We start from the raw sequence: 10,049 nt of genomic DNA on the forward strand, positions 1-10,049 counted from the left end.
AGTAATCCGTACCAACACCGATTTCGGGACGGCAGCTTTCATCATCGACGATACCGAAGTGCAAAATCGTAATGCATCGGTTTTTATGGTCAGCTCTGGATTGCAACCCATTAAACTTGAAACGATATCTTCGTTAAAGAAGAAGCAGCAGAATATCGGGCAATCTCTGCCTGGGGCCTGCCTCATCACCGTTACCAATGCAAATGTAAAACGCTATATACGTTTTGGGCTCAATCAAAACAACGGAGCTTCGCAAACAGATATGTTTATTGCTGATAAAAACGGCAACGTGGATATGAATGCCCCAATTATCTGGGACTTCGACCAGGTTACTGATATCACCGCTCTACCCATCGATGAAAAAATATTAACCATTGCTGGTGGGCGCTTTACGACGATTGCCAATAAAGCTGAATCGAAGTACACTTATTATAACCGGAATATCGCCATCAGGCGTTCCCATGTTATTGTCACGGGGCTTGAACATCGCGTCACTGGTGAAGGAGAGCATGGAGCGCCCTATGGCGGCTTCATCAATATTAGCGATTGCGCTTACGTAACGATTAAGAACACCGTCCTCACCGGACACAAAACCTATGTTACCATTGGCGCAGCAGGAAAACCCGTTTCTATGGGCACTTACGATCTTTCGTTGAACCGTGCACTCAATGTATCGATCGTGAACTGCAGCCAGACTAATGATATCAATGACAAAGCATTTTGGGGAATCATGGGGTCTAACTACAGCAAAAATCTGTTGTATGATTCATGCACCTTTTCCCGTTTCGATGCCCACATGGGGGTTGCCAACGCTACCATCCGCAACTCCACCCTCGGGCACATGGGTATTAATGCGATTGGCAGCGGGGTGCTGACTGTGGAAAATTCGACCATCAACGGCAATTCTTTAATTAATTTGCGCACCGATTATGGCAGTACCTGGCAGGGAGAAGTTTTTATCCGCAACTGCGTTTTCGTGCCCGCCGGCGGCAAGCCCATAATTACCAGCCTGATTGGTGGTGCTAATTCCAGTCAGCATGATTTTGGCTACACCTGTTATATGCCTGACCGAATTACGATCGAAAACCTTCGTATTAACGATTCCAATCATCCGGAATCTTATCAGGGTCCCGCCATTTTTTCAAATTTCAATCCGGAAATGAAAGATGCTTCTTACAAGGAAATCTTTCCCTTTGTAAGAACGAAAGAAGTCATTCTCCGAAATGTAACCACCGCCAGTGGAATGAAGCTAAGGCTGAGCGACAACCCCTTTTTGTTTAAGGATGTAAAGGTGGTGACTAATTAATAGCTAATGTGAAATCGCGTTAGTTGGAGTACTTTTAATTATAATTTCTCCAACTGGACTGGCTAGATGGCGTAAGAAAACAAACTCTGCCGATTTCACTACTTAATTTTCCTGATCGTTACAGCATAGGCTTTCCGCGGATTTTTTATGAGCAATAAATTGAGATCCTTCTGACTAAAGCCATTTTTCCTTAAAGCTGGAATAAGATACCGGAAGATGTCGGTATAAGCACGAAAGTTTCCACCATTTTCCTGTCCGGGATTGTACCAGCCTGCATCATGGGATATCAAGACTTTATGCAGGAGGTTTTCTTTTTTCAATTTTGCTAAAAGCTCAACATACCAGTCAATACCCCCGGCTTTACCCGAATTGTTCTTATTCAAATTATCCAAAGAAATCCACGCACCCTGCTTTGCGGCTCTAACATACCCTTCGAAAGTACCGTCCTGTGCGTGCGTCCACACGAAAGCTTCCGGGGACACCCCTTCTGCTTTCAAAATTGCTAATTGCGCGAATGCCGGACCATCGTTGCCGGTATGGGAAACAATGGTCAGTCCTGTTGCCTTATGTGTAATTGCTGCAGCCTTAATAATTTTTGCATGCATTGGCGATAAGATGTCATTCCGTGCAACTGAAATTTTTATAAACCCCGGGATTACACCGGTGCCTTCTATTCCATTTTTAAATTCGTCGATCCAAATTTTAGCAAGTTCCTCCGGAGTTTGGTCGAAGGCATGTTTGGGAATATATTTATTATCCCCCGCACCATAATAACCAGTATTGGTAAGTATATTAATCCCTGTTTTTTCGGAAAGCTCTTTTAATAATAAAGGATCGCGGCCGAGGTATGAAGGGGTGCACTCAAAAAAGGTTTGTACACCTTTCTGTTTAGCTTCCATCAGGAAAGGAAGCACTCGTTCAATCACTTTCGACTTTTCCCATCGATGATATCCGGTGCTGTCGGCTCCAATAAAATCGACGAGTATATGTTCATGAATCAGGCTAATTCCCATCTTCTCAGCGGGCATTTTGCCTCTTACAGTAATCAGAGTGTCTTTCTTGAATTTGGGGGAACAGCTTGTCAGAAAGAAAAGAGCAAGCAGGAAAATAGTTGAATTGTTCAACATTCTAAGATTTAGCCACGAACGATTGCTTGGTTTGAAGGACATATAATGCAGGATATTAAATGAATTTAAATATTCTGAATGATTAATTGGAGGATGGGGTAATCAATGTACACTATTACTCGCCGAATAATCGACGATAATGCCGTTAACCATCAACATCGTGCCGCTATAACTGATTTTACCTTTGGAAGGTACCAGAACGATAACAGCTGATTGACGTGCCGGCAATGTGATCTTCCTGGATCCACTTAGGTTCCTGGCAATGAAACGGCCGGTAACCGTATTATACAGGTCGGTTTTTTCGCCTGCTTTAAGGGGTATCAAAATCTGTCTGTTACTGTCATAGGGATTATAGTATAGATAAGAAGGATAGCCTTTTTCTTTGAAGAAATCGGTGGTCTGAAGGTTAATCTGCAAAATACCCTCTACGTTTGTAGGCCGAATAATTCCGCCGAATATGCCCACATGGGCACTGCCGTATACACTGAACTGTGAGACTTCGGGATTCTTTCCGGGCACCCATTTCGGACCATCACCCTGGGCCACCGGCGCTTTTAAGGATAGATACTTATCATCGAAGGTGGAGGCCATAGAGATCCCTTCATACGCTATCACCCCTTTGGTTACTTCCATCTGCTCAGGAATAGTCTGGTGTTCCTTTGGCATGTACTGCGGATAAAAATACCGGGAGGCATTGGCTGCGTTCAGCATCCATTTCCCAATAGCGGTGGCGTAGGAAGGCTGGTATTTCACCAGCGGGATTAGCGGCCATGCGGCGTCGAAGGTATTCATAAGGAAGCCGTAACCACCATGGTCCACTGTGCTTCCTACCGTGCCTGAAATATCAATGTTGTTCCACTTTCCTAATAAGAAACCCCAACCTTCGCGGCAAATTGCAGTTCCGTCAAAGGTCCAGTCGAGCAATTTCTGAACATCAAAATCAGTGCCTTCTTCCACGTTCATCCTTGCACCCACATAGGCTCCAAAAGGCATCAGCAATTCATAAGTGGGATTCACTTTCTGACTCTCCAGCGCTTTCATCGCGCTCATGGCACCCTGCAGGTAGCGTTTATCGCCAAATTTTTTGTACGCTGAATACAGCACATAGGCATGTCCGGCCGCCGCATCCGGCTGAAGGCAGATGTTATTGACCATAGGCTTCATCATCCCATAATCGAAATAGGAGTAATTGTAATTTCCATTCAATATGGAGTCGGCCTTAAAGAATTTTTCAGCGATACTCCGGGCAAGCCGCTCTAAATCCGGTTCGTCGGGATATTTGTCGTAGATGGCGTAGAACAGCACGTTGGGATAGACATCATACCACCAGTCGCGACCATAACCTCCGCCCAGCAGGGCTACTTCGGGGGCCGTATTGTTCATCATGATATTCCAGCCTGTGCCGCTGTTGAAATAGTTCTTCAACATTGCTACATAATTCTTCCCTTGCTGATCGCTTTTATCGATGCCAGCCAGAGTGGCACCCAATACAGAGCCCATGCTGGCCAGAGCCTCATGGAACATGCCTTTGTTGTTTTTACCCTGCCTGACATCGCCTACGGCCGTGTACATACCTACCACCGGCTGGTTAAAGTTCTTGGCGGTGCTGTCGATCCAGACCATCGGCCAGTATGCACCCTGTGCCTGAAAGTCATATATGGTACGGTCAAAGTCAAGCGACATCTTATGCCAGTCGATAATTTTCAGGGGCTGTGGAAGATCAGCCATTTTATCTACCCTGGGTATGTTTAACTGCTTAACCTGTGCATAGCCGCAGGATGCAGTAATTAAAAAAATGAAAAGGAATCTAAATAGAAGTTTCATTGTGATCAGGTTATCCCTTAAAATTAAGAAATTTAGAAGGATTATTAAATTCTCATTGAATTCGGTTGGAAAGTAATTGCAATAAAAAAGGTTGATGGAAGCCAAGTATTCCATAGAAACAAAAAACCCCTCAGAATTTAATCTAAGGGGTTTCGTTTAAATCGTTTCTATTCAGCTATTTCTACAAAGCAGGGCTGATGGCTATTGCACTATACATGATATCTTTGTTATAATAAGCTAATATCTTGGTTACACCAGTTTCTACGTCGATTCTAAACAACGTAGATTTTTTGTTCACCTCATATAATCCCAGGGCGATATCTGTGGTTATATTTGCATTTCTAGGAGCAATATCAAAGCCGCCATCACCCTCAATTTTTAACTTAATGTTCTGAGGTTCCACTAAAGTTCCAGCGTTTGGAGGGTTAATTTCATATAATAAATCTTTTGAAGGATCTAATGCATATAACTCCGTCGGAGTTGCTGGATCATTGTCATTATTATCATAAGCTACACCATTTACCATAGCAGGTTGAGGATTAATGGAACGGTCTATTATGGTAACTCCGGTGGTGGGATGTGCACGAAGGTTTTGTCCGGTATTACTTACAATACGGATTCTATCAACAACTGGATTAAAATCAAATCCAAAAGATGTACCCATTAATGTTAAAGCCACAGGGGTGGTGGTTCCCATCGGAATTGTTGTTAAAGGAGCTACTAAAGTGGCAAGGCCTGTTTCAGGGTTTATGGTGTATAACCGGCTGTTACTGCCCAGAGCATATAATTGAGCGGTCGCGGGACGAAAATCAATGGCAAGTACTCTTTCACCTGATTGTAAGCCAGTGATTGTTGCCGAGCCTAAAAGATCCTCAGGGTTCGACGTAGAATACTTATCCAACGTGTTACCTGAAAGTGCAAAAAAAGTAATTCCCTGCGGATCGCTGTTATTACTTTTAAATTGGGTAGATGATATCTTATTGGCATTGTCTGCTGATATCAGTGAATCGTCTTTTTGGCATGCTGCCATTGAAATTGTAAGCAATACTATTGCTCCAATTTTCCCAAGGTTACTTTTTACCATATTTTTCATTTTTAGATATAATTGATTAATATTTTAGCGATAAATACAATGCCAATAAAAGCTTAACGTGTCAATTATACCGAAGAGTTTTGAGTATTAATTTTTAGGAAAAGAATTATAGGTAAAAGTTTTATAAGAAATTAGTAATGAAAGCACCGGGGCGATAAAAATTGGCCATGCACGAGACTTTCTCTCGTACCTTACATGGATCAAGCCTGCATTCTGGAATGGTCTGTGGTATCGCTGGATGCTGAGTATTTCTGACAGAAAAAATTATAATTATTAGTACGTTTAAGGCCACAAAACACTTCAATCATGATAGGAATAAAGGGACAAGGGATGTTTGCGGAAACAGCTGAATTTTTCTCTGATATTTTCTCTACGCAACAAATGGAAAATCAGTCCGTTTTGTGATCAAATGGAATAATAAGAACGGTATAGCGAAATACGCAGCCCATATCATCAGGTCCCAAAAAAATGGGATAAGGCGGGATTCACCTTAATCCATCTACCTTCAGGAGAGACAAGAGCCAGGGAGAGCTGACTGTGGAACCCGATAGCTATAGGGTTGAGGGAGATAAATTACGTCTTGAACAAGTACTTGTTAACCTTTTGAGTAATGCAATCAAATATTCACCCGCAAAAACAGATATCATAATCAAAGCAGAAAAATTGGAAGATCAGATAAAAATTTCGGTAACTGACTTTGGGATAGGGATCGCTTCGGAAAAGATTCCCCGTTTGTTCGAACGCTATTTTAGAGTAGAATCTACGCCACAGAATTTTCAGGTTTAGGCATGGGTCTTTATATATCTGCAGAAATAGTAAGAGTGCATAAGGGATCGATAGGAGCAAACAGTCGCTTAGGGGAAGGGTCGACGTTTTATTTTAGTATTCCGATTCAATACCAAGGTTGAGCAGTAAGATCTGCTTCTAAAACTTTGGCCTTCTAGGGAGTATTGGTTTAGTTTTCACGTATGGCAAGTCATTTAACAATGCCATAAGCATCACTACTTTACTTTCTTTAACTTAGTTTTCTCTTATTTATTTATTGTAATCCTATACTATTTCAGAAAATATTCAAAAACAAATAAGCCTGTTTATTTGATACTAAATTTGGAGAATGTGTTGGTCGATTAGTCATCCCTACGCGGTTTTTGAATCCCAGAAGGTGATTCACACCAATACTGTGGTTTAATGGAACCCCGCGCTTTGGCGTATCTCCGGAACCTCCTGAAACCAGAAAGGGTCGCGGCGCCATCAGTGCATGACGCTCATGCAGATCATAACCTTCTGCAACAAGTTTTGGATACAACCCCTTTGCGGGATTTTCTTTTGTGATCATTCCTCTTGTGAGCCATGGCTGAGGGTGGTATCCTATATACCATGGCTCCCAGTATTGTCCGGTAAAAGACATTAAAACAGAGTTTTACAGGATAGCCTTAATAAGTTATTAAGGAATTATCAGTGTCCATTAAAAAATAAAAATTATTCTTTGAATCGTTGATAATCTATTAATTAAGTACTGATTCTGAGCGTGACGATTTGAATTGATTGGGTTAGGCCGAATAATCGGTTTAGTATGAATCAGGGCAAATTTGTTTCGCACAGCTGGCTGAGTTTCTTCCCCAGCGGGTATATGACTCAACGGCAAAAAAGTATGACGGTGCTAAATACGTCAGGCAATAAGTCGCGTAATAGCAGGACATTCGAAGAGATTGCTTACCATTTGATCAGCATGATGTATATTCCGGTGAAACTGAGCACCTTATTCCGTGACAAACTGACCAATATTAGCTCAATGGAAATTTGTAGATTTCTGTCAGCCAGTTAATTTTCCATAAATCTCAAGATTTGAAATTATGAAACATGATAAGAAGTTCGTTTGTCAGCTTTGCCAAAAAAAACAAATTGAAGGCCTTTGTAATATTTATTTGTTACTTATAATTATTTTAATGTTATATATTAGTTATTTAAAATGAATGTTCAGGTTGAAACAGTCAGGCTTAATTAATGAATCGGATTTGATATGTTTACTCGCCCAGGGTAATGAGCAGGCTTTCCGTAAAATTTTCGATTGTTACAGCAACAAGCTTTTTAATTATACTTTCAGAATAACTGATAATGAAGAGCTCGCAGAAGAGATCGTGATGGATACCTTTTTGAAGATCTGGATAAATCGTGCTGACTTAGTTTTAATAAACCGTTTTGATGCATATCTCTACACCTTAGTTCGTAACCAGGCTTTTAATGCCATAAAACGTAGAGCTCATGAAGCTGCTATCTTAAAAGATCTGAGTTTGAATAAAAGCGAGTACCAGGATTGCACTGAAGAAACCGTGATTTATAATGATTATAAGCACTTATTGCATGATGCTGTTAATCAATTGCCCCCACAGCAAAGGCTGGTCTATACTCTTAGTCGTGATCAAGGCCTAAAATATAATGAAATAGCTAACCAATTAGAGCTATCAAAGAATACAGTAAAAACCCATCTCAAAAAAGCTGTAAGTACTCTGCGCATTGCTTTTACAAATTATATAGTGCTTGCTATCATGGCTTATTTGCCTATGTAATTTTACAAGTGGAAAAATCACTTTAAAAAATCTTTCAGACTCACCCTTTATTTATTCCCAATTGTCTCTAATTGAAAGGGAGGTATTGGAAGTCCTGCTTTTAAATAAACCTGATATAATGTCCATTCATAGGTTCAAATATCTTTTTCATCAATTTGTAAATAAGACTGCTTCACAGGAGGAAGCTGAAGAGTTTCTCGTCATGATGAAAAAGGATGGCTATAATAAAGAACTTCAGCTTCTTTTAGATGAATTTTGGAACGAGCCGTATTCCAATAAGGCCTTGTATGAAGAAAGGGCAGAGACGATATTTAACAAGATAATGACTTCCTCCCAAATTATTAAGCCGGCAACCATAAAAAGCAGGGGTAAAGGAATCTGGCTTAAAGCGGCAGCTGCTGTACTGATATTCGCACTATCTGCCTTGTTTTATACGAAGGAATTCAGAACATCAAATCCTCAGCTTAAAGTGAATAATACAAAACTGGTTAAGCCTGATAAACCAAGTCGACGCTTTATCAATTTACCGGATGGGAGTTCTGTAATTCTGAATGAGAACAGTAAGATTGAGTTTGGCGAAAAGTTTCTTGTAAATGGGGTGCGTGAGGTATATCTTGAAGGAGAAGCTTATTTTGATATTATACACGATTCGTCACATCCATTTATAGTACGTACCGGGAAACTGCAGACAACGGTATTAGGTACGGCCTTTAACATTAATGCAAACTCAGTGACCGGAACGGTAATAGTGACTGTAACCCGTGGAAAAGTTAAAGTAGGTGATAGGACCCGTACATTTATGGTGATTCTACCTGATGAGCAGGTAGTTTTTAACAGAGACCTTAGCCGCCATTTCAAAAAACCAGTTGATGCAGGAACCATTACCGCCTGGAAAAATGAGGACATTTATTTTGATGATGTAAGCGTATCGGATGTAGCAAATCAATTAGAGGAACGCTTTAATGTTTCTATTGTTTTTGCTAATGAAATCATCAAGAACTGCCGGTTTAGTGCTACATTTTTGAAGAGCCAGAGCCTGCAGCAGATTTTGAATGTAATCGGAGAATTTAACCACATTAAATACCAATTAAAGGATAATAAAACAGTCGTGCTGGATGGAGCCGGTTGTAATTAATTCAAGTAATGATAAATCAATTATTAATGAATACAGAACAATGGTTATGACATTACCTCCATAAAAAAACCTCTGACATCTTCACGGCAATGAAGAGTATCAGAGGGCTTTACCGACCGGTTAGAATCCGGTAGCTGTTTTAAATTAATTACATCCCAGACAGGATATTGGTCAATAAAAAACCTTGTAAAAATATGAAATATTTTACAATTAATGCACCGGGGACTACCCATGTTTATTATTTTTCAGTAAATGTTAACCGAAAAATATTAATAAACCAACTTATGCGGATCGGCTTTATTTCTATCGCATTATTGGCAACTACCTTACAGTTGCTGCTTGCTTTTCCAGTCAAAAGTCAGAAAATTAGTTCGGTTGAGGTTAAACTTGAATTAAAGAACGAAGCACTGTTAACAGCCTTCAAAAAGATCGAAGAGCAAACTCCTTTTCGATTCGTTTACCGCAAAGGAGAGCTTAAGGCAGTGCCATCTCGCACTATTAGTGCTTCAACCTATACGGTTGAGCAAGCACTTAAGCTTTTGCTGGAAGATACCGGTTTTTCGTATAAACAGGTAGATAATAATGTGCTTATTCTGACCAATAATTCCCGATTTTCTCAGGCTATAAAAACTGTTGAAGAAGATCTTTCTGTTGCTGATATACCGATCCAGGGGCAGGTTACTGATTCAAAAGGTGAAACCCTTCCGGGGGTTAGTGTCAAAATTAAAGGAACCACCATTGGAGCTTCCACAGATCTCCAGGGAAGATATACCATCAATGTTCCTGATAACAACAGCATTCTTGTATTTACTTATATCGGATATATAACGCAGGAATTATCAGTGGATAATCGAACTTCAATTAATGTTAAACTCGAAGCAGCGGATACGGCATTGGATGAAGTGGTTGTTGTAGGTTATGGAACCCAAAAAAGAAAGGACTTAACAGGTTCAGTTGGATCGCTTGGTAGTTCAGAAATCAAGGACTTAGCAGTAAC

General features: G+C 40.5%; 10 protein-coding genes. 6 read left to right on the plus strand and 4 right to left on the minus strand.

The genetic code is table 11. The features are described 5' to 3' along the window. The coding region (locus ACLL8Z_RS14025; protein ID WP_411275417.1) for a hypothetical protein at positions 1-1,306 on the plus strand (1,306 nt) is incomplete at its 5' end. A gap of 98 nt (positions 1,307-1,404) precedes the next feature. Here the strand turns inward: ACLL8Z_RS14025 and ACLL8Z_RS14030 are convergent. From ACLL8Z_RS14030 to ACLL8Z_RS14040, 3 genes are all read right to left on the minus strand, one after another. Further along, positions 1,405-2,433, minus strand: coding sequence for a phosphotriesterase (locus ACLL8Z_RS14030; protein ID WP_411275418.1), 1,029 nt, complete (start codon positions 2,431-2,433; stop codon positions 1,405-1,407). 102 nt (positions 2,434-2,535) lie between these two features. Continuing rightward, positions 2,536-4,257: a hypothetical protein gene (locus tag ACLL8Z_RS14035; RefSeq protein ID WP_411275419.1), complete on the minus strand. Its 1,722-nt coding sequence runs from the start codon at positions 4,255-4,257 to the stop codon at positions 2,536-2,538. 181 nt (positions 4,258-4,438) lie between these two features. Beyond that, the gene (locus tag ACLL8Z_RS14040; protein WP_411275420.1) at positions 4,439-5,341 is read right to left on the minus strand and encodes a DUF4394 domain-containing protein; all 903 of its coding nucleotides are present in this window, start codon (positions 5,339-5,341) and stop codon (positions 4,439-4,441) included. Positions 5,342-5,887: 546 nt separating this feature from the next. On the opposite strand from ACLL8Z_RS14040, the gene ACLL8Z_RS14045 reads away from it, so the two are divergent. Together ACLL8Z_RS14045 and ACLL8Z_RS14050 are read left to right on the plus strand one after the other, a co-directional pair. After that, positions 5,888-6,136 (plus strand): sensor histidine kinase, encoded by a 249-nt coding sequence (locus ACLL8Z_RS14045; protein WP_411275421.1) that lies wholly within the window; start codon positions 5,888-5,890, stop codon positions 6,134-6,136. Positions 6,137-6,138: 2 nt separating this feature from the next. After that, complete coding sequence (locus ACLL8Z_RS14050; protein WP_411275422.1) at positions 6,139-6,258, plus strand: hypothetical protein; 120 nt, start codon at positions 6,139-6,141, stop codon at positions 6,256-6,258. Between the two features lie 152 nt (positions 6,259-6,410). Here ACLL8Z_RS14050 and ACLL8Z_RS14055 read toward each other — a convergent pair whose 3' ends face one another. Next, positions 6,411-6,758, minus strand: coding sequence for a hypothetical protein (locus ACLL8Z_RS14055; protein ID WP_411275423.1), 348 nt, complete (start codon positions 6,756-6,758; stop codon positions 6,411-6,413). Positions 6,759-7,323: 565 nt separating this feature from the next. Between ACLL8Z_RS14055 and ACLL8Z_RS14060 the strand changes: the two genes are divergently transcribed. The 3 genes from ACLL8Z_RS14060 to ACLL8Z_RS14070 all read left to right on the plus strand — a co-directional run. Then, on the plus strand, positions 7,324-7,917 hold the full coding sequence (locus tag ACLL8Z_RS14060; protein ID WP_411275424.1) for an RNA polymerase sigma-70 factor: 594 nt from the start codon (positions 7,324-7,326) through the stop codon (positions 7,915-7,917). A 118-nt stretch (positions 7,918-8,035) separates the two neighbouring features. Continuing rightward, positions 8,036-9,052 (plus strand): FecR family protein, encoded by a 1,017-nt coding sequence (locus ACLL8Z_RS14065; protein ID WP_411275425.1) that lies wholly within the window; start codon positions 8,036-8,038, stop codon positions 9,050-9,052. Between the two features lie 194 nt (positions 9,053-9,246). Next, positions 9,247-10,049: carboxypeptidase-like regulatory domain-containing protein (locus ACLL8Z_RS14070; RefSeq protein WP_411275426.1), on the plus strand; the 803-nt coding region annotated here is incomplete at its 3' end.

This window comes from Daejeonella sp., from assembly GCF_046590655.1.
GTDB lineage: Bacteria > Bacteroidota > Bacteroidia > Sphingobacteriales > Sphingobacteriaceae > Daejeonella.